22 protein-coding genes and 2 tRNA genes are annotated in these 25,137 nt (G+C 41.0%); 12 read left to right on the plus strand and 12 right to left on the minus strand.

Going from position 1 to position 25,137, the window contains the following annotated elements; translation table 11 throughout:
- Positions 1–197: 197 nt before the first annotated feature.
- A tRNA-Phe gene (locus ABDW32_RS07655) sits at positions 198–270 on the minus strand.
- A gap of 42 nt (positions 271–312) precedes the next feature.
- A tRNA-Phe gene (locus ABDW32_RS07660) sits at positions 313–385 on the minus strand.
- A gap of 188 nt (positions 386–573) precedes the next feature.
- On the opposite strand from ABDW32_RS07660, the gene mnmA reads away from it, so the two are divergent.
- The 7 genes from mnmA (at position 574) to ABDW32_RS07695 (ending at position 8,391) form a co-directional block, all read left to right on the plus strand.
- Positions 574–1,665, plus strand: a complete 1,092-nt coding sequence (gene mnmA / locus ABDW32_RS07665) for a tRNA 2-thiouridine(34) synthase MnmA (RefSeq protein WP_046672147.1) — start codon at positions 574–576, stop codon at positions 1,663–1,665.
- Between the two features lie 389 nt (positions 1,666–2,054).
- Positions 2,055–3,806, plus strand: coding sequence for a hypothetical protein (locus tag ABDW32_RS07670; RefSeq protein WP_343561045.1), 1,752 nt, complete (start codon positions 2,055–2,057; stop codon positions 3,804–3,806).
- A gap of 312 nt (positions 3,807–4,118) precedes the next feature.
- The gene (locus tag ABDW32_RS07675) at positions 4,119–4,760 is read left to right on the plus strand and encodes a hypothetical protein (protein ID WP_343561047.1); all 642 of its coding nucleotides are present in this window, start codon (positions 4,119–4,121) and stop codon (positions 4,758–4,760) included.
- A 9-nt stretch (positions 4,761–4,769) separates the two neighbouring features.
- Complete coding sequence (locus ABDW32_RS07680) at positions 4,770–5,534, plus strand: hypothetical protein (RefSeq protein WP_343561049.1); 765 nt, start codon at positions 4,770–4,772, stop codon at positions 5,532–5,534.
- Positions 5,531–5,920 (plus strand): hypothetical protein, encoded by a 390-nt coding sequence (locus tag ABDW32_RS07685; RefSeq protein WP_343561051.1) that lies wholly within the window; start codon positions 5,531–5,533, stop codon positions 5,918–5,920. The genes ABDW32_RS07680 and ABDW32_RS07685 overlap by 4 nt, the downstream gene beginning before the upstream one ends.
- Positions 5,921–6,168: 248 nt before the next feature.
- Entirely contained in the window at positions 6,169–7,215 is a 1,047-nt protein-coding gene (locus ABDW32_RS07690; protein WP_343561053.1) for a S41 family peptidase, read from the plus strand.
- A 111-nt stretch (positions 7,216–7,326) separates the two neighbouring features.
- Positions 7,327–8,391 (plus strand): PA0069 family radical SAM protein, encoded by a 1,065-nt coding sequence (locus tag ABDW32_RS07695; protein ID WP_343561055.1) that lies wholly within the window; start codon positions 7,327–7,329, stop codon positions 8,389–8,391.
- A gap of 84 nt (positions 8,392–8,475) precedes the next feature.
- Here ABDW32_RS07695 and ABDW32_RS07700 read toward each other — a convergent pair whose 3' ends face one another.
- The 4 genes from ABDW32_RS07700 to ABDW32_RS07715 form a co-directional block, all read right to left on the minus strand.
- Positions 8,476–9,906 carry an amino acid permease gene (locus ABDW32_RS07700; protein WP_343561057.1) on the minus strand — a complete coding sequence of 477 codons (1,431 nt, stop codon included), beginning with the start codon at positions 9,904–9,906 and terminating at the stop codon, positions 8,476–8,478.
- A gap of 379 nt (positions 9,907–10,285) precedes the next feature.
- Positions 10,286–10,450: a FeoB-associated Cys-rich membrane protein gene (locus tag ABDW32_RS07705; RefSeq protein ID WP_343561059.1), complete on the minus strand. Its 165-nt coding sequence runs from the start codon at positions 10,448–10,450 to the stop codon at positions 10,286–10,288.
- 62 nt (positions 10,451–10,512) lie between these two features.
- Positions 10,513–12,615, minus strand: a complete 2,103-nt coding sequence (feoB, locus tag ABDW32_RS07710) for a ferrous iron transport protein B (RefSeq protein ID WP_343561061.1) — start codon at positions 12,613–12,615, stop codon at positions 10,513–10,515.
- Positions 12,615–12,854 carry a FeoA family protein gene (locus ABDW32_RS07715; protein ID WP_343561063.1) on the minus strand — a complete coding sequence of 80 codons (240 nt, stop codon included), beginning with the start codon at positions 12,852–12,854 and terminating at the stop codon, positions 12,615–12,617. The genes feoB and ABDW32_RS07715 overlap by 1 nt, the downstream gene beginning before the upstream one ends.
- A 130-nt stretch (positions 12,855–12,984) precedes the next feature.
- On the opposite strand from ABDW32_RS07715, the gene ABDW32_RS07720 reads away from it, so the two are divergent.
- The gene (locus ABDW32_RS07720; protein WP_343561065.1) at positions 12,985–13,434 is read left to right on the plus strand and encodes a MarR family transcriptional regulator; all 450 of its coding nucleotides are present in this window, start codon (positions 12,985–12,987) and stop codon (positions 13,432–13,434) included.
- Position 13,435: 1 nt separating this feature from the next.
- On the opposite strand, the gene ABDW32_RS07725 is transcribed toward ABDW32_RS07720, so the two are convergent.
- Together ABDW32_RS07725 and ABDW32_RS07730 are read right to left on the minus strand one after the other, a co-directional pair.
- Positions 13,436–14,257, minus strand: coding sequence for a ZIP family metal transporter (locus ABDW32_RS07725; protein ID WP_343561067.1), 822 nt, complete (start codon positions 14,255–14,257; stop codon positions 13,436–13,438).
- The gene (locus tag ABDW32_RS07730; RefSeq protein ID WP_120259090.1) at positions 14,257–14,838 is read right to left on the minus strand and encodes a phosphatase PAP2 family protein; all 582 of its coding nucleotides are present in this window, start codon (positions 14,836–14,838) and stop codon (positions 14,257–14,259) included. The genes ABDW32_RS07725 and ABDW32_RS07730 overlap by 1 nt, the downstream gene beginning before the upstream one ends.
- A gap of 201 nt (positions 14,839–15,039) precedes the next feature.
- Here ABDW32_RS07730 and glmM point away from each other — a divergent pair, with 201 nt between their 5' ends.
- Entirely contained in the window at positions 15,040–16,422 is a 1,383-nt protein-coding gene (glmM, locus tag ABDW32_RS07735) for a phosphoglucosamine mutase (RefSeq protein ID WP_343561071.1), read from the plus strand.
- Between the two features lie 83 nt (positions 16,423–16,505).
- On the plus strand, positions 16,506–18,581 hold the full coding sequence (locus ABDW32_RS07740; RefSeq protein ID WP_343561073.1) for a Na+/H+ antiporter: 2,076 nt from the start codon (positions 16,506–16,508) through the stop codon (positions 18,579–18,581).
- Between the two features lie 196 nt (positions 18,582–18,777).
- Here ABDW32_RS07740 and ABDW32_RS07745 read toward each other — a convergent pair whose 3' ends face one another.
- The 4 genes from ABDW32_RS07745 to ABDW32_RS07760 all read right to left on the minus strand — a co-directional run bounded on the left by ABDW32_RS07745 (position 18,778) and on the right by ABDW32_RS07760 (position 22,164).
- Positions 18,778–19,800 (minus strand): oxidoreductase, encoded by a 1,023-nt coding sequence (locus ABDW32_RS07745; protein WP_343561075.1) that lies wholly within the window; start codon positions 19,798–19,800, stop codon positions 18,778–18,780.
- A 112-nt stretch (positions 19,801–19,912) separates the two neighbouring features.
- On the minus strand, positions 19,913–20,386 hold the full coding sequence (locus tag ABDW32_RS07750; RefSeq protein ID WP_343561077.1) for a hypothetical protein: 474 nt from the start codon (positions 20,384–20,386) through the stop codon (positions 19,913–19,915).
- Position 20,387: 1 nt separating this feature from the next.
- Positions 20,388–20,945 carry a hypothetical protein gene (locus tag ABDW32_RS07755; RefSeq protein ID WP_343561079.1) on the minus strand — a complete coding sequence of 186 codons (558 nt, stop codon included), beginning with the start codon at positions 20,943–20,945 and terminating at the stop codon, positions 20,388–20,390.
- 196 nt (positions 20,946–21,141) lie between these two features.
- Positions 21,142–22,164 (minus strand): LacI family DNA-binding transcriptional regulator, encoded by a 1,023-nt coding sequence (locus ABDW32_RS07760; protein WP_343561081.1) that lies wholly within the window; start codon positions 22,162–22,164, stop codon positions 21,142–21,144.
- Positions 22,165–22,284: 120 nt separating this feature from the next.
- On the opposite strand from ABDW32_RS07760, the gene ABDW32_RS07765 reads away from it, so the two are divergent.
- Together ABDW32_RS07765 and xylA are read left to right on the plus strand one after the other, a co-directional pair.
- Positions 22,285–23,769, plus strand: a complete 1,485-nt coding sequence (locus ABDW32_RS07765) for an FGGY family carbohydrate kinase (protein ID WP_343561083.1) — start codon at positions 22,285–22,287, stop codon at positions 23,767–23,769.
- A 1-nt stretch (position 23,770) separates the two neighbouring features.
- A complete protein-coding gene (xylA, locus tag ABDW32_RS07770) occupies positions 23,771–25,099 on the plus strand; it encodes a xylose isomerase (protein ID WP_343561085.1) in 1,329 nt (442 codons plus the stop codon).
- Positions 25,100–25,137: the final 38 nt, after the last annotated feature.

Here is a 25,137-nt window from a genome sequence, read left to right on the forward strand (position 1 = left end):
CGGACAAGGATTTTTTATTGATGGTTTTTATTTGCGGTTAATTTATGTCATGACGGGACAGGCTAATGAATAGTTCCGTTGGGGTACCTATTTGGATGGTTAGATGTTTTCGTTTATAAGTTTTATTAGGTGTCGACTTATTTAAGGAGGGGACAATTAAACAAAAAAAGCCTGTTCAGAAGAACAGGCTTTTTTTGTGGTGCCACCTGGGTTCGAACCAGGGACACAAGGATTTTCAGTCCTTTGCTCTACCAGCTGAGCTATGGCACCAGTTGACCTTTTATTTAAATCTGTGATCATCAGATTGAAGCGTGGTGCCACCTGGGTTCGAACCAGGGACACAAGGATTTTCAGTCCTTTGCTCTACCAGCTGAGCTATGGCACCGCTTTTTTGCTATGGGTTTGTTCCCCTATTGCGATGCAAATATAGTGTGATAATTTGAATTCTAAAATTTTTATGTGGATTATTTTCGCTCTTTTTTCGAAAGTGTTGATTTTGATCGAGATAAAATTACAAGAAACTAACATAGAGGAAAAGGAATAAGCTGTATCTTTGCATTTCAATAAATAGCGATGAGTAAAAGAGGAAGAGTTTTAGTTGCAATGAGTGGAGGGGTCGATAGCTCCGTTGCTTCTGTCATGCTCCACGAACAAGGATATGAGGTCATAGGTATCACGATGAAGACCTGGGATTATGCATCTGCAGGTGGTTCATCCAAGGAGACGGGATGTTGTAGCCTCGACAGTATCAATGATGCTCGTACATTAGCCGTAAACTATGGTTTCCCGCATTATATATTAGATATACGCGATGAGTTTGGAGACTTTGTAATAGATAATTTTGTTGAGGAATACATTGCTGGGCGTACACCCAATCCATGTGTCCTTTGTAATACCCACATCAAATGGGAAGCGTTGATGAAACGTGCTGATAAATTGGATTGTGAATTTATCGCTACGGGCCACTACGCCAATATCCGTATGCACGACAATGGCCGTTATGTCATATCAAAGGGTAAGGATGAAAATAAGGATCAATCCTATGTCCTATGGGGCGTATCGCAGGAAAATCTAGCTCGTACACAGTTTCCATTAGGATCTTTCACGAAAAAGGAGATCCGTCAAATGGCGCTCGACATGGGACAGAAGGAGCTTGCCAATAAATCGGAAAGCTACGAAATCTGTTTTGTACCAGACAATGATTACCGCGCGTTTCTGAGACATAAGGTACCTACATTAGATCAACAAATCGGGCCGGGTAATTTTATTCTTTCAGACGGAACAGTTGTCGGTAAACATATTGGATACCCGTATTTTACCATCGGCCAACGTAAAGGTTTAGGTATTGCTTTGGGTAAACCGATGTTTGTGATTGAAATTCTTCCTGAAAGTAATACCGTTGTATTGGGCGAAGAACATGAGCTTGAAAAATCACATGCTTATGTTCGCAATGTAAACTTCGTCAAATATGCCGGTCTTGACCAACCAATGGAGGCAATTTCGAAAGTACGTTATAAAGATTCAGGCGCTTTGTCTACCATCTCCCAAGAGGGTGATAAAGTGCGTATCGACTTTGTGCACAATGTAAAAGGTATCGCGCCAGGACAATCGGCTGTATTCTACGAAGGAAATGATCTCTTAGGTGGTGGTTTCCTGATGAAATAATAAAAGCTGATCTGAAATTCAGCGTAAGAATGCAAATCCCTATACTGTAGATACAGTATAGGGATTTTTATTTGTGCACCAATTGTAAACGATAGTGTTCCTCTATTTTCATAAGGGATTTCTAAGGTTGTGTGCAGCTATTATGCCGGCAGGATTTAAGTCAATTGAATTAAGAAGAAGGGCATAACTACCTCTTTTTTCAAGATAGAGAGTCGAAAGCGATACTAAGATAGTATCGTAATCTTTGTCAGGTGATCCAAAAGTGGGTACCTGTTTCGTATTTTATTCTATTTGTATAGAAAATACATGTAATTTGTTTTTATTTGTTTGTTTTATTTTTACATTTGTATAGATAAAATATAATAAATAGTATGTTGTAATTTTAGATTATGGAATTGAACAAGAATCTATTAATTGAGCGGTTGTCCTCAAAATTGGACTTACAGGCGGTATTTCTATACGATTACTGTATTGGAGATGAAATCAAAGCACATTTGATGGTGGTGATTAGACCTGTAAAGGGCGTCTCGCCTTCTACCATGACACCTATTGTCAAACTTTGCATGGCAGACATGCCCGAAATATCTTTTCACGTTGTATTGGAAGGGGACTGGTTAAGCCAACTACGTAATGGATCGTTGTACCACAGTTTTGCTTCGTTGCCGAAACATCGACTATATTATGAGCGGGCGAAAGAGATCGATAGTTTGTTGAATAAAAAAGTAGTTAGCTCGCTTATAGAATTGAATCGTTCGGACTATGAGAAGGCTAAGCAGTTTTCAGAGGAGTATTTAGCTGCTGCTGTGGAGTTTGCATTGGAAGAGCGTTTCGATCAGTCATTGTACATGCTGCATCAATCCTTAGAGGTTCGGATTCGTTCGTTTTATACGCTATTGGGAAGGCAGTTGGGTAAGAGCCATAATCTAGAGAATATTATCAAGAATGTGCGAGGAATTGTACCCGAGCTTTTATCTGTCTTTGCCTACAACACGGATGATGTGGAGATGTATAGGTTACTTGATCTAGCTTACAGAGCCTGTGTCAAAGGAGAATCTTTGGAAATTGCTGTGGAACAATATGATTTTATTAGTACGCAGTGTATCTGTCTAGCAGAGATACTTGATGCAATGGTGGAACGCATGGCGACAGGGGTTGCAGTCTATCGTGCTCTGTTACCTGCGGATAAGCCGGACGAAGGAAAAAAATCTACTGTCGAAGTTGTGAAACAGAAAGAAAAGTTGAATGTGTCTCAACCGGCGGTTTGTGAAGACTTTTCCGGTTTTCCGTGGCCTCAGCGGTATAAGGATAATGCTAATAGGTTGTTGGATGCCATTTATTCGAAGCATAGGCCTGAGCAGATTTTGTTGGTTAATTATCGGACAGCTGGATTAAGTAAAGGGAATCCGTTTCAAGAAGGAGCATCCGAACAAAGGCCTAGTGAGGAACTTGAAATGCACTTGGTGGTATTGATGAAGAATAGAGGACCATTTCGGTTCCGTGAAGTACGGAACAGAGTTGTTTGTGCCACTATGGTGTTCTTAAATGTATCCTATGTAGAAAAAGCATTGAAAGAAGGAAGTCGCTTTGTGAATGCAGTATGGAAAAATGGTTGGCTGGTACGGAAGAAAAGTGAGTTTGATACACCTGTAGTGCCTGTGGAAATTAACTGGAAGGCAAAGGCTGATCGAGTGGATACGTTAGTCTGTAACGCAGAGGCTTCTATGAGAAATTTATTCATGTTGATGAGGGATGCTCCGATTTTAATGGATGATACTTCCTTACTTATGTTACATCAGTTAATTGATATATCGGTTAGGACTTATCTGAAATGTGTGGTCGGCTTTATTCCAGAGGGGGTAGCTTTGTGTACTTTGATTGATTGGTGCACAATTGTTGATACGCAAGTTATTGATTATTTGTCTACTTGGAGCACATTGGAAAAGAAGGTGTTTATTCTTGCAATGGAGCCCCAGAAGGTTTGCTGGATGGGAGTAGCCAAGAATTTTAGCCCTGAGGCCAGACAGGCTGTACTTAGAAAAGCGAAAGAACTCGTTGAGTTTTTTGTTCATCTGTGTAAGGAGGCTGTTCAATCTATGGAGTTCCATGCCATAGAACCAATAGCAGATCCAATGATCAATTAAAAACTAAACAAACAACCATATAAAAAAGACTTTAGAAACGGATACTGTTTGGTGTCTACAGCCACCGCTTTGTCTAAACGTAAGGCTCCTGAACCTTTTTTTGGTTCCATTGGAGGATGTGATTTGGAGGTTGAAAGAAGAGTTGCATGTAGTGAAATCTACATTAGCACTGTGACTAGAAGGATTAGGTAGATGTTTTATGTGATTACGGATAACCAAAATTTGTCAATTATGAGAAATAAAACGGTAAAAGTGTATGTGAAGAATGGGGCGAATAGGTATGTGTTTTTTGAAATTTAATCGAATAAGAATATGGAAAATCAAATTGGGACTTACACGATAGTATGCAAGCCTCAATACATCAGTTTTTTGTATTGCATCCTTATTAATAGGATCAGTAGAGGATGGTCTGCGCAAGAACTATCTTTTTTGCTCGGGCAGGACGATGATTTTATCGATAATCTAGAGCGTTTTATCGCCTTTGATTATAGTGTAGAATTATTTGGGCAGCTGCTGAATGTTATGCCTGATGGTAACTTGTTGATGGGGTCGGTAAAGGCTGCTTCTGAGTTTACATATCAGCATAGTATAAGTGTTGAAGGGCATCTGATCCGCTACCGTATGGAAAAGTATGTAAACGAACGAGAAAGTATATCTGTGTTTGATGTCACTGAGGAGGATGGAAACATGAGGGATCAATTGGCCCCAAATTCTGTTAAAGAAGAGCTGCGTCAGGCAAAGATAATATTAGATATGTTTTTGAATGAAGGTCGTTTCAGCAAATATATTACAGCGCTAGAGATTTTCAATGTACTAAAAACACATGTCAGTAGTCATTTTCAACCGAAGCAATTAAAAACTGAACTGGATAAATTATGGGGTAAGAAAGGAGTAGCTCTCCTTAAACGAACCAAGAGACGGAGTTATGGCTATCGTTTTACTATGCACAAATAATTCAATAAAATGGAAAATAGAATAAATAAAGAGGTTTTAGAGGTTCCTGTGGACTTTCGCATAGCCTGTGAAGCTTTTGGAATTAAGGTGGCGGATTTTTTACAGTTATTGATCGATCACTTTGCCTTTGTTAATCTTTTTGCAGAAGAGGATTCGGTATACAACTTAGTAGCAAGGGGCTTTGCGGAAGTCGATAATGTGTTAGGGAATATCGGAGGTTACAAAACCGAATATTCACAAATGCATAATGCAGATCAGTCTTTTCCTTTATATAAGCAGCTTTTTAAGCTAGCCATGAATCGAAATTATTCGTGGAATATGAAGCGGAATCTAGCTAAGAAAACTGTTGATAAACTTTTCTTAATCCTGAATAAAGATGTAAAAATGAAGCCTACTATATACTTAGATGAAAACACTCCGATACGTCTCAGTCGCGATTTTCGAATATGGAGTATTATTCATAATTGTCCGGCAATACCAGTATTAAATGCAATGATGCTAAAAGTGTCTTTGGCTGACCTTTACGCTAGAGATCATTTAGATGAAATCGAATATAATCCAATATTGGGAATGTACCTCCGGGTGCAGGGCGGTTATGGTAATCTAGTTGATGCTGAACATATTAATGGGTTGGGATTTAAGGACTTTTTATGCGATTTGCAAGAATTCAAAATGCGTTATTTTCTATTTTACAGGTTGTCTGATCGAATAGAAATCTATCGAGAACGATTTCTAGAAAATTATAATGAAATGAATAAAACTAATATACAATGAAAAATTTAGAACAAATAACGGTTCCTAAACCTGTGTCGCAGGTCTGTGATATTTTTGGTTTGACAGTGGAACAATTGGTACAGCAATTTTTAGATCATGTCGATTTGGGTTTATATTTCTCCAATCCATTTGACCCGGATCGATGGGCAAATATTTTTACTGTTGAATGTGTTCTACAAAATCTGGAGGATGAAAAGTACTTAAAGCGATATGCTAGTTTTGTAGATCGCATTATGGAGACTGTATTGTCCAATGCAAAGAAAGATGCCTTGGAGAAAGTTTACAATATCATTGACGAATGGCATAAAGCTGTGTTGGAAAATCGTATTCATGAAATTATGAGAGATGATGGGGATGAGAATAATGAACTAATACAAGAAGACTAACTTTGCTATTTGCAATTCTTACACCTTATGACTATTCCCGCGGAGATTACATCCACAGGAGGTCGTTAATTCATTAATTTAATTAATCTTTTCTTTGGTTGGGAGTATTTTCCAGTCAAAGAAAAGATCTTGATGGGTGAGCTTGTATATCAGTAAATAAAAATGTACTTTTCGTTTAGATCATTGTTCTTTTTAGAAAATGATTATTACGTATCCGTTGGATGAAAACAAATAACTTATTAAACCCCATGAAGCCAATTTTAAGAAATCTATATTTACTCGCAATCTTAATGATTTTCTGTAGCATAACTAGCGTTTTTGGACAACAGAATGTGATATTGGATTCCGTCATTCGAGTTTTAGCGGACAAATCTATTTATAGAAATCGTGTGAATTGGAATGATCTAAAGAAAACTGCTTCCGAAACGCTAGATCGTACGGTGTCGGATCCTGCCGAACAGGCTCTTCCTGCAATTCGAAGGTTGTATACTGAATTAGGAGATCATCATGGTACCTTTATGACTAAAACAAAATCAGTCAGATCCTATCGGAATGATGGGCACTCAACTTCGGATTCTATTTTATATCGATATGCTTTTGATGAAAAATATGCATTCCGGACCGCTGTTATCGATAATAAATACGGGTATTTTGTACTCCCTTCAGCTCAACTCACGCGAGAGGAATATACGGATAGTTTAATTGCAATAACACGAATATCACAAATGGCGCAGCAACTACAGGATTCGCTATGCTCGCTGAATAAGTATGATCTAAAAGGTCTGATAGTTGATTTAAGGTTATGCATGGGAGGAACTCTCTGGGTAGACTTAGGAGCGTTGATACCTTTGCTCGGGAATGGAAATCTTTTTAGCATAACGGGTAATAGTTCGAAGGATGACCAAATTAGATTAGTTAACGGCGCTATTTATACGAATAACACAAAACAAGTAAATACATTGAATAGTTGTTCTTTTAAAGATAAAAAGATTGTTGTGATTACTGGGCCAATAACGGGGAGCGCCGGTGAAATGACCGCTGTTGCCTTGAGAAAAATAGACGGCGTGAAATTTATAGGTGAACCTACAGCTGGCTATCTTACAGTGACAGGTCTTCACCAACTTTCGGACGAAATTTCCTTTTCGTATTCTATAGGCTATGTCAAGGATATTAATAACCGGGTTTATAGGAAAACATTTGTTCCTGATATTCATATTTCAGGAGGGGATAATTTCCCGTCATTAAAAGATGATGAAAAAATAAAAGCTGCTATTAAATGGATGGATACTCAATAGGGAACGCTATTTTCAAACCATACAAGCAATTTATTTCCCACCTGTCATCTACTGAGAACTCAAAGACTTTTTTTATTTTCTGATTACTAATAATTTTAGTAATTTTAACTTATGAATCAGTCAGAGTATTTTAAGGGTAGAGGGGCACAGATCAACCCCAATAACAAATTTTTTTCCAACCAGTATGTGCAGGAGCATATTGAAGGCTTGGACGAAGAATTTCTTGGGGCCGAAAAAACGCAATTTATTCCGACACATCCGAAGTCCATTATCTCCAAATCCAATAGTCCAGACCTGCGCTTTGAGAGGTCAATTAATCCCTATCAAGGCTGTGAGCATGGTTGTATTTACTGCTATGCCCGCAATTCACATGAATACTGGGGTTTTAGTGCTGGATTAGATTTCGAGCGCAAAATCTTGGTCAAGCATAATGCTGCTCAACTCCTGGAGCATGAGTTTCGCAAGTCGAGTTATCAACCTGATTTGATTATGCTCTCAGGCAATACCGATTGCTACCAACCTATTGAACGAAAATTGGGGATCACACGCTCGCTTTTAGAATTAATGCTTAAATACAGGAATCCGGTTTCTATCATCAGCAAGAATGTATTGATGCGAAGAGATTTTGACCTCCTGCGTGAGCTTGCATCCCTGAATCTGGTATCGGTTGCTGTGACTATTAATTCCCTGCGGGAGGAGGTACGTCAAAAGATGGAACCCAGGACGGCTACAGCCTCGGCCCGTTTAAAACTCATTGAGGGATTGACAGGAATTGGTGTACCCGTGATGCTGATGATGGCACCCATTGTTCCCGGGATCAACAGCGACGAGATTTCAGATTTGATCCGTTCGGGAGCAGATGCAGGGGCGATTACAGCTTCCTATACGATTGTTAGGCTCAATGGACAGACCGGTGGTATCTTTAAAGATTGGTTGTATCAGAATTACCCAGATCGCGCCGAGAAGGTATTGCATTGGATCGAGGCTTGTCATGGTGGAAAGATTAATGACACTGATTTCGGACGACGGATAAAAGGGGATGGCAACATGGCAGAGAGCCTGCAGCATTTATTTAAGCTTTCTGTGAAGAAATATATGAATAACGGGGTGCTTCCGCCCTTGAGAAGGGATCTTTTCCGCTTGCCCGATGCGGGTATGCAGCTGGGCTTGTTTTAATACAACAAAGGCCAGAGTCGTTTGAGAGTCTGGCCTTTGTTTCGAGCATAATATGGCTTCCGAAATCACGGAGTCCAATTGATGCTACGAATTCTTGTTTTTTCTATTGATTAATACGTAGCTGATATATAATAGTAATAACCACACAGGGATCAGTTCAACCGGTAGTTTCATGCCAGTTACCCACATGATACCCAGCACAGCAATCAGAAAGATCAGACAGATATAATTGCTCAATGGATAGAGAAACGAAGGAAATTTCGTTTTTACATGCGCATCGATTTTGCTTTTTCTAAAATATAAATGCGTGATTGAAATCATCAGCCAGTTGATGATCAATGAGGATACAACCAGCGACATCAGGATCTCCAATGCATTCTTTGGCGCGACATAATTGATAAAAACACAGATTGCTGCGAATACTGCCGAAACTAAAATAGCATTAATAGGCGCATGGTTTTTGTTAAGCTTGGACAAAAACTTGGGCGCATTACCCTGTTCAGCGAGCCCAAATAACATTCTGCTATTGCTATAGACACTGCTATTATACACAGATAAGGCTGCTGTAAGCACGATCAGGTTGAGTGCGTTTGCGATAATTTTTGTGAAATAAAAGGTCTTTCCGAACAGTGTAAATTCAAAACCATTGAGTTTGTCAAATACAAGAACAAAAGGGCTTGTGTCAGCAGTGATATTTGTCCAGGGAGTAAGTGAAAACAAGATAATTAAAGCACCGACATAAAAGATTAAAATCCGATAGATCACCTGATTAGTCGCTTTGGGAATATTTTTTTCAGGATGCGCGGCCTCAGCTGCAGTAATACCCACCAGTTCGAGTCCACCAAAAGAAAACATGATGAGTGCCATGGCGGATAGCAGACCTTCATAGCTGCCATCGCCAGTCTGGCTAAACCAGCCTTTAGGAAAGAAACCACCATGCGACGTGAGGTTGCCCAGGCTAGCCTGCTCACCTCCGGTGCCACTAATTAAAAGGTATGCACCAAAGACAATCATGGCAATAATAGCCACAACCTTAATGATTGAAAACCAGAATTCTGTCTCACCATAAATTTTTACAGACGCAAGGTTCAGGGCATTGATAGCGAAGAAGAAAAATAAGCTGGATCCCCAGAGTGGGATTTCCGGCCACCAGAATTGGACATACACACCTATGGCTGTCAATTCGGCCATGCTCACTAAAATATAAAGTACCCAGTAGTTCCAGCCTGAGGCATAACCGGCAAAAGATCCCCAGTATTTATTAGCGAAGTAGCTAAAGCTACCAGAGACAGGTTCTTCAACCACCATTTCTCCCAATTGGCGCATAATGAAAAAAGCGATAATCCCAGCAAAGGCATAACCAAGTATCACCGCTGGTCCTGCTAATGTAGCTGCTTTTCCGATTCCAAGGAATAAGCCAGTGCCAATGGCGCCACCCAAAGCGATTAGCTGAATGTGTCTATTTTGAAGTCCTCTTTTTAATTGTTTCGAATCCTCGTTATTCTGTTTCTCCATCTGTATGGTTAATGCGGTTATTTATTTATTGTTGACCAGTCTTAGTCCTGAACGTTCTACTCATCTGTTGTCCAGCGAGAGATCAAGAGGCAAAGCGATTTATCTGCAATGCAAAGTACTACAAATTATTTATGTTGGCACAAGTGCATATTAACCTAAGCGCATAAAGTTAATAAAACACTTAGTTATTTTATGCACCTGAGCCATCGCTTTTTTTTGAACCGAAAAGTAAATATGATTAATTGGGCTGAAAGACACCTTTTTATGGAAAACGCCACCATGAAAATGGTGGCGTCTCATTTGTTCGTAGCTAGTGTGATTTTTGGCCACTCTAACTTAGAACGAAATTTTGTTTGTAAATGATACAGTAAAAGATAAATTAATTTGCTTTTTGTGGTTTTTCCACTGTCCCACAGCTGCATCCACAACCTTTGGAGCAAGCTGATTTACCTTTCAATGATTTGCGGACATTTCTAACGACATACCATACAGCCGCTAATACCAAAACTCCAACGATGAGATATTGTACTGTTATATTATCCATAATCTTTTATTTTTTAAGGGCTGTAAAAGTCGCTACTAAGCAAACTCACACAACATGTCAATCTATTTTAAAAGCTGATAAGCAATCAAGGCACTGAAATAAGCCAGACCTGTCATAAAACCAACCTGAATTAATGTCCATTTCCACGAACCGGTTTCTCTTTTAACCGCCGCTATGGTACTCATACATTGCATGGCAAACGCATAAAATAAGAGAAGCGATATCCCCGAAGCAAAATTGTAGGCTGGTAAGCCTGTGTTGCGGTTGATCTCACTGCGCATTTTGCTCAATACGGTTGTTTTCGTTGCTTCATCTTCAATATTAACCTCGTCGCCTAGACTGTATACCGTCGCCATGGTACCGACGAAAACCTCTCTTGCAGCAAAAGAAGAGATCAAACCAATTCCCATCTTCCAGTCGTAACCTAGTGGCTCTACAACCGGTTCAATTGCCATGCCAAGATAACCGAGAAAGGAGTGTTCCAAACGATAGGAAGAGATCTCATGGTCTAGGTCTTCGCCCGAGAGATTAGGATTGTTTTGTATTACATATTCTTTTGCATTACTGAATTTGTCGTTAGGTCCAAAGCTGCCCAAGGCCCAAAGGATAACCGAGATGGCCAAGATGATCTTACCCGCTCCGAAGACAAAACTTGATGTTTTCTCCCATACATTTAAAGCGACATTTTTCCAGTCCGGAGACTTATATGTCGGAAGCTCAAAGATGAGGAAGGACTTGTGTTTGGATTTAATGATTTTTGTCAGGAGAATGGCTGAAAATAATGCGGCAAATATCCCAAGGATATACATGACAAACAAAACCATCCCCTGCAGTTGAAATCCGGCGTATTTGGTATTCGGGATCACCAATCCGATCAACACGATGTAGATAGGTAGACGGGCAGAACAGGTCATGAATGGCGTAACCAATATGGTGACTAGTCTTTCCTTTGCATTTTCGATATTACGTGCAGACATGACGGCAGGTACCGCACATGCTACGCCTGAGATCAGTGGAATCACCGATTTTCCATTTAACCCAAAAGGTCTGAGCCAACGGTCCATCAGGAAAACCACACGACTCATATAGCCCGTCTCTTCCATAATGGAAATAAAAATGTATAGAATAACGATCTGTGGGATAAAGATGACGATACCGCCGATACCTTTGATAATCCCATTGCTTAACAGATCTGTTAATGGCCCTGCAGGCAGGATTGCTTGCGTATAGGCTGCGAGATCACCAAAAAGACCATCAATAAAATCCATGGCCGGACCTGACCAGGTATATATAGCCTGGAAAATCAGGAAAAGAATACCAAAAAAGATCAGATAGCCAAAGATCGGATGGAGCAATACTTTGTCGATCGCGTTTGTCTTATTTGTGTTGGATGCATCGTCCTTGGTATAGATTTCAGCTAAGTTTCCATCTAAGGATTTGCTCCGCAGGATAGCTTCTTCTTTTTGCAATTTCTCCGCCTTTAATTGATGCTTTTCGCGGATTTGTTGAATCGCCTGATTTTTTTCTTTGGATAGAAAAGATACTTCACCCTTGGCTAGATATTGCCAGGTATGGTATTCGGTATCCAAAGGGAACAGTCTTTTCGTCTCTTCCAATGCTTCATTCGCTATGGCTGGCAATTGGAACTTGCTGATATACATCGGCGGTACTGCATCGAAGTTTTTGATCAGTTGATCTATGCCTTGCCCTGTGCGTGCATTTGTTTCGTATACTTTTGTATTGAGTAGCTGCTCGAGTTTGGCGATATCTATATGAATTCCTTTTTCCTTGGCCTCATCGATCATATTGATGACAAAGATCGCTGGAAGCCCAAGTTCCCGCGCCTGTTGATAGAGGATGATAGACCTTTTTAGGTTGGTCGGCTCAGCGACGACAACGACAAGATTGGGTCTAAAACTGTTTTCTTTGTTGACCAAAGTATTGAAAACAACTTCTTCATCCATTGAACTTGGGAACAGAGTATAGGTTCCCGGAAGGTCTATAACACGGTAGGTCTTGTTGTTGGCTTTAACATGCCCTTCACGTTTTTCTACTGTGATACCAGGATAGTTTCCTACCTTTTGATTTAATTTTGTAATCCGGTTAAAAAGAGAGGTTTTACCCACGTTTGGATTACCCAAAAGTGCAATAATCGGGTTATTCATTATTTTTGATCAATAAGGATGACTTTAGCTTCTGATTTGCGAATAGCAATCAAGGCGTTATTAGCAATAATATTTAAACATATAGGACCATTTAAAGGTGCGATATGTTTCACTTCTACTTCTGTACCGGGTATAAAACCCAATTCGAAAAATTTAGCTGGAATATCGTGCGAATCAAAATCAATAATTACCGCTTTTTCCCCTTTTTTTAGCTTGTCTAAGCTACTTTTATTACGCATCTACCTGTTTTTTTGTATCCTCCAAATATACAGATTTTCTACCATTTAGAATGATTCTAATGTCATAGTTATGTATTTAGCGCAAAAAACAGCTATCTTTACGATTAAAAGGGATTAATTATCAACCAAAATGAAAATCGAGGACGAAATCAAAGTAAGTAAATTCAGTAATGAATGGCATCGTTGTACCGTAAATATCCTATACACGTACAATTGGCTTAATAATGAACTTGAACAAAGGGCAGCCGAAGAGGGGATCACTTTGAAACAATTTAATGTCTTACGTATCCTCCGGGGACAATATCCAAAACCTGCAACCAATAACCTGATCAAATCAAGAATGTTAAGTACCACACCTGATATCTCCCGTATGATGGATAGGATGGTGACAAAAGGACTTGTTTCCCGTTGTCAATCCGGCGGTGATAAGCGGGCAGTTGATCTGGTTATCACTGATAAGGGACTGAAGATTCTCGAGAATCTGGAAGAACCGATGTTAATGAAAGATATTTTGTCCGATAGGATTACCCCCAAAGAAGCAACTCAACTCAGCGCTTTATTGGACAAGCTGAGAGGCTAAATTAATGTGCATGGTCATGATGATCATGATCATGCAGCTCTTCTTGCTTGCCCGGTCCGTGGTCGTGGGCATGATCATGCTCGCCAGCGAAAGCAAAACTTGCTAAGGCGATGGCCACCCCCGCGATTACCGCAATCATTTTCTTTTTGTTAAATTTATGATGGTCTATCGATCCGGACTCGAATAATATGGTTGTCGATATATGTAGAAATATACCAATTACCACGGCCATGATCTTATCAAAATATTGCTGAATATTACCCACCTCCCCGGCGCTAATCGCTTTACTCAATAGAAAGCCGAAAGGGGTCATGGCGGCAAATAATGCCAGCGTAATGATAATCGTGTTTTTTTTCAGGTGTGTACTGATCAAGATGCTGCCTAAGGCGAATGCAGCCGGAATATGATGGATCGAGATCCCCAATGCAAGCTCGGTCTGATGTGTCGCGGCCAGCGGCATTCCCTCCAGAAAGGCATGGAGACATAAACTAAACATTATCCCGATCGGAAAACTGTGGCTGTGATGGCCATGTCCATTTTCGGTATGGATATGCCCGTGTTCAATCCCCTGAGAAAATTGCTCTAGGAATAATTGGAACAGAAAGCCACCAAGAACATAGATGCCCAATATTTCGGGAGAAGTGTTCGTTGACTGATAAACATGTGGAATTAAATGCAGTACAGTAATGGAGAATAGATAAGCTCCACTGAATGAAAGGATTAATTTTAGAAAATTTGTCCCTTTTTTCTGTACAAAAAAGACAGCGATACCACTTGCAAACGCAGGTACGAATAAAATTAAAATCAATAAAATTGAATTCATTATACTTGTTCAGTTTTAAAAAAGCTAGGTACGAACCGCTTAAATAGATAGCCAGTAGCCAAGCCGACCAGGATTCCCAGCGCCGAACCACAAAGTATATCAAACGGGTAATGAACACCAACATAGATTTGGGAGACCGAAATCAGGAATGCCCAGGCAATACATAGCCAAAGCACATACTTCCATCTTCTTCGGAATAGCACAATCCAAAAGAAGGCCAAAGAAAAGTGATTGGCTGCATGTGAGGAAGTAAAGCTAAATCCGGAACCACATCGTACCCGAATATTGACATTTTCCTTAAACTCGACATCATTGCAGGGTCTGATTCTTTTGACAGTCTTTTTGATCAAATGCGATGAGATACCATCGGAAATACCAAAAGTAACCAATGTCATCGCAACAATTAGTATACCTGTTTTTCCATAGGTCTTGATGAAAAAAATGACCAGAAACAGATACAATGGAGCCCATGTGTATGGATTACGCAATATGGGCAACAGCCAGTCAAATACAGGGTTACTTAAACCTTGGTTGATGGCAAGAAAAATTTCCTGGTCGATGTGTACTAATTGTTGAATCATAAATGTTGTTGATTACAATGAAATTCCCAAACTTTTAAAAACTCGCTTTTCAAAAGTAAAAATAATTTCATTGCAAACGATTGTTTCTTTTAAAAACAACTTTGTTGCAACAAAGATACGTTAAATATTCAATAATTATAATTTTAATTCGATATTTTATTGCCATAATGCTAAATTTACACGTTAATCAATTCAAAGGAAATGACTTTAATTAAATCAATCTCAGGAATACGAGGTACGATAGGCGGTCGTGCAGGAGAAGGACTTACGCCAATAGATATTGTTAAATTTACAGCGGCTTATGGAACTATCATCGTAAAGCAAAGCGGAATAAAGAAGATTGTGGTCGGAAGAGATGCCCGTGTTTCTGGCGAAATGGTCAGCAACCTGGTTATCGGAACGCTGCAAAGTATCGGTGTTGATGTCATTGATTTGGGATTATCGACAACGCCTACCGTGGAGATTGCTGTTCCCATGGAAAAAGCAGCCGGGGGGATTATCCTGACAGCTTCGCACAATCCAGGACAATGGAATGCGCTTAAATTGTTAAACGCAAAAGGCGAATTTATATCTGATGCCGAAGGTAAGGAAGTTTTAGCCCTTGGTGAATCCCTGGATTTTGATTTTTCTGCTGTTGAGCAACTAGGTTCGGTACACAAAGATTATTCTTATCTACAAAAACATGTGGATGCTGTATTGGCATTGGAATATGTAGATAAAGAAGCCATCAAAGCGGCGAACTTTAAAGTTGCTCTGGATGCCGTGAATAGTACGGGTGGAACATTTATTCCTGCATTACTGGATGCGCTGGGTGTACAGACAATTTATAAAATTCACTGTGAGCCGAATGGCAATTTCCCGCATAACCCCGAGCCTCTAAAAGAACATCTCACAGATTTATCTGCTGCCGTGATCGAAAATAAAGCTGACTTGGGAATTGCCGTTGATCCAGATGTGGACCGTTTGGTATTTATGATGGAAGACGGGGAGTTATTTGGTGAGGAATACACACTTGTCGCAGTGGCTGATTATCTCTTACAACATAAAAAAGGTAATACGGTTTCCAATTTATCATCGACACGTGCGCTACGTGATGTAACCAAAGCGCACGGTGGTGAATATTATGCTGCTGCTGTTGGCGAAGTTAATGTGGTTACTAAAATGAAGGAAGTGGATGCTGTGATCGGTGGTGAAGGTAACGGTGGGGTAATCTATCCGGCTTCACATTATGGTCGTGACGCTTTGGTAGGTGTCGCTATTTTTCTGACGCATTTGGCAAAGTTGGGTAAGAAAGCTTCGGAGTACCGCGCTTCACTGCCACAATATTTTATGTCCAAGAATAAGATCACGTTGACACCAGAACTGGATATCGACAATCTTTTGGCGAAAATGGAAGAAAAGTATAAAAACGAAGAGCATAGTACCATCGATGGTCTGAAAATAGATTTTGAAAATGAGTGGGTGCATTTGCGTAAATCCAATACCGAGCCAATTATTCGGATCTACTCCGAAGGGCCAACACCGGAAGCCGCTGAGCAAATTGCGCAAAAAATCATTCGCGAGATCGAAGAAATAATTAAATAAAAACAAAAAGCTGCATCCGCAGCTTTTTGTTTTATGTTCTACATAATAATATATTTCCACCAAATAATACGTAAGCATAATTTATGATCAAAAAGACCCTTATAGCGATTTATTGTTTTTTGAGTCTATTTTTATATGCCGTTCCGCTGATGGCTCAAAAGCCTATTGATGCAGTCAATACGACTTTGGATACCTGGCATAAATCTTCGGGCGAAGTGAAGTTCGGCCCGTTTATCAATTCACTTTCGGCAGATGCGGTAATATTGGGGGCCGACCGGCAGGAACGTTGGGATAAAAATCACAGTAATACCTTCTCTGAGCAATATTTTAATACTAAATATGCCTGGAACTATACTTATCAAAATAGATCTGTCCATTTTAATACCGATAGCACAACGGCTTGGTTTGATGAGACTTTTAAGATAAATACCAAGTATTTTAGGGGTACAGGTGTGCTGAGTAAGATCGATAATGATTGGAAGATCAGGCAATACAACCTGTCTATGCTTACGCCTTATCAGGAGGTGAAGTCGGCCATTGGTGGAAAGTTGGGACACAACGTGCATAATAACCTGTTGCTGGTCATGGTTCTGTTTTTCTTTATGGCGATGCTGTTTGTGCTGAGTCAACGACTAAAAATATCCTATCCCATCTTATTGGTTATAGGGGGCTTGGGGATTTCTCTTATTCCAGGAGCACCGGTGATAAGCATAGATCCAGATATTGTCTTTTTGGTATTTTTGCCACCCCTGCTGTTTGAAGCGGCCTGGTATACCAACTGGAATAATTTTCTGAAATGGCGACGATCTATTTTCGTCATGGGTTTTGGGCTGGTCTTTTTCACATCTTTGGCTATTGCTTATTTCTCAGTCAGTATTATTCCCGGGTTTACCTTGGCTTTGGGCTTTTTGCTGGGCGGTATTATTTCTCCGCCGGACGCAGTTGCCGCAAGTTCGGTATTAAAAGGCGTGAGTATACCTAAACGGGGTATCACGATCTTGGAAGGCGAAAGTCTAGTCAACGATGCGGCTTCTTTGACCGTGTTTCGGTTTGCTTCCATCGCTATCCTAACGGGGCAATTTGCCATGGGAACAGCAACCACACAATTTCTTGTCCTCTCTGTAATGGGGGTTGTCGTTGGACTTGTGATCGGCCATATCTTGTATTTCTTTTTGCGTTATGTCGCTAAATCCTCGAGTATATCGACGCCCATTACACTGATCGCTCCCTACTTGATGTATATCGTTGCCGAACATTTTGAATGGTCAGGTGTTTTGGCTGTGGTCAGCGGCGGCTTGTTCCTTTCTTTCCGGGCGGGTGATTATCTGAACTATCATACCCGGATACAAACCAAGGAAGTTTGGGCAACAATAGGATTTTTATTGAATGGTTTTGTTTTTATTCTCATTGGGCTTGAACTACCGGTGATCATCAATGGATTAGGTGAATACTCCATGGAAGAGGCCATCGATTTTTCTTTGGCGATCTGCGTTATTGTGATTGTATTGCGCCTGATTGCGGTTTACCTTTCGGCCTATGTTCCACGTTTATTGTTCAAAAGAGTTCGTGTCAGAGAAAAAAGCCCGGGCTGGAAGCTACCCTTGATCGTGGGTTGGGCCGGTATGCGGGGTGTCGTTTCCCTCGCTTCAGCCTTGGCTATCCCGATGACCTTATATGACGGAACAGCTTTTCCGCATCGTAATCTCATTTTGTTTATCACTTTTGTTGTTATTCTGGTGACTTTGGTGTTTCAGGGACTTACACTACCTCTGCTTATAAAATTGATCAAGATTGAGGAGGTTGATGAACAGGTACCCATGGAGGAGCAAATTGATGAAATCCGTGTTCGGCTTGGAAAGGACTCCATCGCTTATCTTGATAAGCATTATGCCAAGGAGATGATGGAATACGAAACAATTGCAAGGGTAAAAGAACAACTTATCCGAAGCATAAACGCATCTGAACGTGCCAAAGAAGAGGATACCCGGGCGCAGTTATCGGCCGTCAGGGGTTTGTATAATAAAATTATGCTGGAAATTCTGGCGGTGCGTCGGGAAGGATTAGCGAAAATGAAGGAGAACAAAGAGTATGACAGTGACGTAATCAAGGATCTGGAATATTCATTGGACTTAGAAGAGTCGCGCCTGACACGCAGATAAGGCGGGTCCGCTTTTGTTGTATCGAGCTGATGGAACATTGTTAAGCGCTGCATAGGCATAAGGCTAGCTCAAATGATTATCCGTTATTGCTGTGTACTCCATATTGACGTAGCGGGTAGGATACAGCAAAAATGCTTAGGGTTCTTTAATCACATCCGATGGCTGAGCCCTAGAATTCAAAAATAGCCAGGTTGGTTTATTGGACCAGCCTGGCTATTTTTCCTTTATCTCCCGCGAAAAAGACAGCTTTACCTTTTTTAGCCTTCTGCACTGCGTTGTAGCTGTCCGATGAGATATTATACCATGTTTTTCCTTTGTCCGCTGACAGATCTGTTCCTGACGTTCCGGTACAGATCAGTTGTTTGTTCGAGAGATAGATGACAGCCGATTTAAACCCCGATACTGGCTGACGCGAGGCTTGCCAAGTTCTACCACCATCATTGCTCAAAAAGCAGGCTTTATCCTTATTTTTATCATTTCTGTAATCCCCACCAACGACAATCCCCGATTTAGGCGTACTGAATGCAATGGAAAAAGGGCCAGTGCTATTTTGTCCTTGCGTAATAGGGCAGCTGTAACGCTGCCAGGTATCTCCCTGATCTTTGCTCGTGTAGATATTGGAAACCGTTCCACCAGTTGCGATCCAAAAGTCTCCTGTGGCAAGACTAAAGATGGATGTACCGCTGGCAGCAAAACCGGCCTCACCGTCGGCAATGGTATGACTTAGATTGGCGGATATATCTTTCCAGGTCTGCCCAAAATCTGTTGTTTTTAATAAGGGCATCTTTCCGTGAATGGCATCGCCGAAAGCGATACCCACACCCTTTGGTGTAAAAGCAAAACCATCGTAAAATATTTCGGGACGTGTATCTTTAAAAACCTCTTTCCAGCTTCTGCCAGCATCAGTTGTAAGCAATACTAGGGCTGGAGAACCTGCCGAGATAATCAGGGCCTGATTTTCATCGAAAGCCTCGATATCTCTAAAATCTATCTTTTCATAACCGATAGGATTGACCCACTGCCAATTCTTCCCGGCATCGGTACTCAGGCCTACTGTGCCATTGCTTCCGCTGACCCAAAGTGTCTGATCATCGACAACACTTAGCCCCCGATAACTGCTGTTACGCTCCTGGTTCAATAGCTGAATTGTATTTTTTTGTGCAGACAGACTTTCGACAAGAAAGACCTGAACGAGAAAGAGAAAAAATAGTGGTTTCATGTGGTTATTTACATTAAATCCAGTCATACTAATTGCAGAGATCAATTTACGCTAAATCCAATTGTATTATCGCAGTAAATTCATTCGCGTTATTCGGATAAATCTACGGATATTATTTAGACAAATCTACACTTCTGCGGGCTGCTTTACGTCTTTTTTTTATTATCGTTTTCCTCAATAGGAGTAAGCCAACAGTCATTTTCTTAGGCGATTTAAAATAAGGGATACTTAATATCACGAGCAAGGATATGCAGGCTGATGTTCCCAATGCGCCACCATATCCATTAAAAAATTTACTGGTGTTGAGTAGAATGGTGGTAAAGATAACACCGGCTAATGAAAGTCCAAAATAGGTAGATAGCTGTGTCTTGGATACCATACCAATAAAAGATGCACCAATAAATACGGCCGGGATATACTGGGTGAGATAGTTGGAGAGTAGATGGGGAAAGAAATACAGGAAACCGGATACGATCAATGTTAGTAAGGCGGAGGAGCGTACTGCGCCCTGTTTGTATTTTGTGTTTACATAATAGGTCGCTGTACTTCCGATAATTCCGACAAGATATAGAATGAATGTTTCCATGTTATTTGAAAAGATAAAGTAGTAAATAGGTCAGCGAAACACCGAGGAAAGCCAGGGTGCCCAATTTGCCACCGACGCCATTCAGTAAGCTTTTTGAAATGACCAGAAAGACTGCGGTAAAGACACCCGCTGTCAATATAAAAGAAAACCCATGAGCAACCTGGGAACTTGACATACCCACAAAAGCACCACAATAGATGGCTGCAGGGAGATGGGGGAGGTAGCTGGAATTTTTATTCATATTGGGAATGAATGAAGCTAATGTACCTGTCAGTGCAGCGCCCATGACCGGTCCGAGTCCAAAGATCTGATTGAAGTAATAGGAGATGATGGCACCTACTGGCACCCATACCGCAATTTTGATTGATTCGTATTCATGGCTGTGGTGGTGTATCGGCGATTTGAGGTAGCTATATAAGATAAATAAGGAAAGGAATCCGATGAATGACAGTACAATATAGGAGTTGGTGTTTTCAACAAAAATGGCGACTAGAAAGAGTGCCTGAATAACAAATAATAAGCAAATACTTAAAATTCTAAACTTCTGCCTGGCTTGCATTGATTTCAAATTTCGGCAAAGGTATCAATAATTTGTCTATTCTACGGGTAGATTTTCTTTTTACCAGGATTGGAACGGGTAAAAGCTGTTGGATATCCTCATCATGTTATCAATTAGTTGTCTATTCCACAGGTAGATTTTCTTTTCCAGGATTGGATCGGGTGCAAGCCGTTGGATATCCTCATCATGTTATCAATTAGTTGTCTATTCTACAGGTAGATTTTCTTTTTACCAGGATTGGATCGAGAACAACCTGTTCGATATCTTCATAAGGATCCTTTTGTTTAACCATCTTCAGAAACAGTTTAGCACATTCTTCGCCCATTTTGTTGGCCTGTTGATCGATACTTGACAAAGTCGGCGTAATAAACGAAGAGAAAGTCTGATTGGCAAAACCGATAACACCGGTTGCTGGAATAGCAATCTCGGCCGCTTTAAGCGCCTGGATAATGCCCACAGCAGTAAAGTCGTCACCACCAATGATCGCATCCGGTTGAACGGAAGATTGCAGAATCTGCTTGGTGCCTTTTATACCCGCTTCAATAGAGAGCTCCCCGCGGACAATAAGTTCATCCAGCTGCGGAAGATCAGCTTCCTTCAAGGCTGCTTCAAAACCGCTGAAACGATCCTGAAAAATAGCGATTTCCTTGTTCGTGGTGATAAAACCAATTTTTTTATACCCTTGTTCGATCAGATGTTTGGTCGCAAGATAGCCCGCCTCAAAATCATTCAATTTAACTACAGGTGCTGCAATATCCTGGTGTGTTCGGTCAAAGATAATTAGACTCTTGCCTTGCTTAATGACTTCCTGAAAATGTGCTATTTGCTGGGTTTCCAAGGAGAGTGAGGCGATGATGCCGTCCACCTGTGCTTCCAATAAAGTTTTGACTCCATTTACTTCATCCGAATAAGATTCATTCGATTGATAAAGCAGTAGGCTATAGTTGTGCTTCTTTAATTCTTTTTCAATACTGTGAACTGCTTCTGCAAAAAAATGGATTTGCATTGTTGGTACGATCACCCCAATGGTATTGGACCGACCCGAAGAGAGTGAAGACGCAATTTTATTGACACTGTAATTGAGTTCTTTTGCTTTGTCCAGGACCAACTGCCGTGTAGCCTCACTAATGGTGGGTATATTATTCAAGGCACGTGAAACTGTTGAAACCGTGATTCCAAGCGCCCGTGCAATATCGTAAATCGTTGTTTTTCTTTTCACACCCCAAAGTAAATAATTTTATTGAATATTTTGGAAAATTCGGAAACATATCCTACTTTTATGCAACCGGTTGCAATTTTGTTGCCGGACATTATTTAAATAACCAGTTATACGATTAGCATGTATTTTTTAGGTATAGATATTGGTACTTCTTCGGTCAAGGTTTCCATTGTTGAAGCATCCTCCCAACGCAAGGTCTGTTCGACGCAATATCCCGCGGAGGAGGCTCTTATTATTTCGCCGCAGCCCAATTGGGCGGAACAGGATCCCCAGGACTGGTGGACCTATTTCAAACGGGCTTTATCCCAGGCAAACGCTTCGGGGCTGTACGACCCCAAGCAGATCACGGCAATCGGTATAGCCTATCAGATGCACGGCCTTGTTGTTGTCGATAAGGAGCAACAGGTATTGCGCAATGCGATTATCTGGTGTGATAGCCGAGCTGTTGCGCTTGGAAACAAAGCTTTTGAGGAGATTGGAAAGGAATTCAATTTGAAACACCACCTCAATTCACCGGGCAATTTTACCGCTTCAAAATTAGCCTGGGTCAAAGCCAATGAACCCGAAATCTACCAGAAAATCGATAAGGTCATGCTTCCCGGGGATTTTATAGCCATGAAACTTTCAGGTACCATCAGTACATCCATCTCGGCATTATCGGAGGGAGTATTCTGGGATTTTCAGCGCAATGAACTTTCTTCGGCACTGATGGACTATTATGGTTTCGATGCGGATTTAATACCGGTCATATTGCCCGTTTTTGCTGAACACGGTCAGATTAAGCCAACTGTGGCAGATGAGTTGGGGCTATCAGCGAAGGCAACTATCAACTATAAAGCCGGAGATCAGCCGAATAATGCGCTTTCCCTAAATGTACTTCAACCGGGTGAAGTCGCCGCTACAGCAGGTACTTCGGGTGTTATCTATGGAGTAAGCGACAAGCTGATTGCTGACCGCGAGTCTCGTGTCAATACATTTGCCCACGTCAACTATGGACCGGATGAAATCCGGACAGGTGTATTGCTCTGCATTAACGGTACCGGGATTATGAACAGCTGGGGGCGGAAGCTTCTGGGAAAAGAGTTATCCTACGATCAGATCAATAATATGGCCGCGACTTCACCCATCGGTAGTAAAGGGTTACAGGTTATTCCTTTTGGAAATGGAGCGGAGCGTATGTTGAATAACCAATTAGTGGGGGCATCGATAACCTCAATAGACCTCAATAGACATGACCCTGCTGATATCCTACGGGCGATTCAGGAAGGGATTGCTTTTGCCTTTCGCTATGGACTGGATATTATGCGCGAAAATGGATTATATCCGCAGATGATCCGTGCCGGCAATGCCAATCTATTTTTGAGTCCTGTATTTCGTGACTCGTTTGTGGGGGCGACTAATGTTCCTGTAGAAGTATACGATCATGACGGTAGTGTGGGCGCTGCCATAGGCGCAGGAATCGGTAGTGGCTATTACGCTAATTTCGTGGAGGCTTTCGATCGCTTAAAACCGGTATATACGGTGGAACCTAAGGGGGTTGATCAGTATGAAGAAAATTATCAACAGTGGAAAGAAATTTTAGAAACAAAAATCAATACTAAATAAAATGAACATTATCAAAGAACAAAAGGAGTTTTTTAAAGGGGTCGGACAGATCGAATTTGAAGGACAGGAGAGCAAAAATCCATTTGCTTTTCGTTATTACAATCCAAAACAAGTGGTTGCTGGTAAGACCATGGAAGAATATTTTAAGTTTGCCTGTTCCTATTGGCATTCTTTCAATGGTGATGGTTCCGATCCATTCGGCGGACCAACCCACAGATTTCCTTGGGATGAAAGCAGTGACCCGATCACACGGGCGAAAGATAAGATGGATGCTGCTTTTGAGTTTATCAGCAAAATGAATATTCCATACTACTGTTTTCATGATGTAGACTTGGTGGATTACACGGATAATGTGCTGGAAAATGAAAAAAGACTGGCGACGATCGTGGACTACGCGAAAGAAAAACAGCAGGCGAGCGGTGTCAAGCTCCTTTGGGGTACAGCCAACCTCTTCAGCCACAGACGTTATATGAATGGAGCTGCGACCAATCCGGACTTTCAGGTATTGACACATGGCGCTGCGCAGGTAAAAGCTGCATTGGATGCCACCATTGCACTCGGTGGTGAAAACTACGTGTTTTGGGGTGGACGGGAAGGTTATATGAGCCTGTTGAATACCAATATGAAACGGGAACAGGAACATCTTGCCCAGTTTTTACATTTAGCCAAGGATTATGCGCGTAAAAATGGGTTCAAAGGCACTTTCTTTATCGAACCAAAACCATGTGAACCGACCAAACATCAATATGACTATGATGCGGCCACCGTATTGGGATTTTTGAGACAGTATGACCTATTGGACGATTTCAAACTCAATCTTGAAGTGAATCATGCAACTTTAGCAGGGCATACCTTCCAACATGAATTGCAGGTTGCCATTGATGCCGGAAAATTGGGATCCATTGACGCCAATCGCGGTGATTATCAAAATGGCTGGGATACGGATCAATTTCCCAATGATATCAATGAACTGACCGAATCCATGCTGATTATTTTAGAAGGCGGCGGTTTTCAGGGCGGTGGTGTTAATTTTGATGCCAAAATCCGTCGCAACTCGACTGATCCTCAAGACCTATTCTATGCGCATATTGGCGGAATGGATCTTTTCGCACGGGCTTTGCTTACCGCCGAACGTATCTTGCAAGATGGTGAATACCGTAAAATAAGAACAGACCGTTATGCGTCCTTCGATAGTGGTCATGGGGCTTCTTTTGAGCAAGGTAAGCTAACATTGGAATATTTGAGAGATTTAGCGATAGAATTTGGCGAGCCACAAACGATCAGTGGAAGGCAGGAGTATTTAGAAAATTTGATCAATAGATATATATAGTTAATCAAAATATTTATATATTAGGCGATCAAATTAAA

It is taken from the genome of Sphingobacterium sp. (assembly GCF_039596235.1).
Taxonomy (GTDB): Bacteria; Bacteroidota; Bacteroidia; order Sphingobacteriales; family Sphingobacteriaceae; genus Sphingobacterium.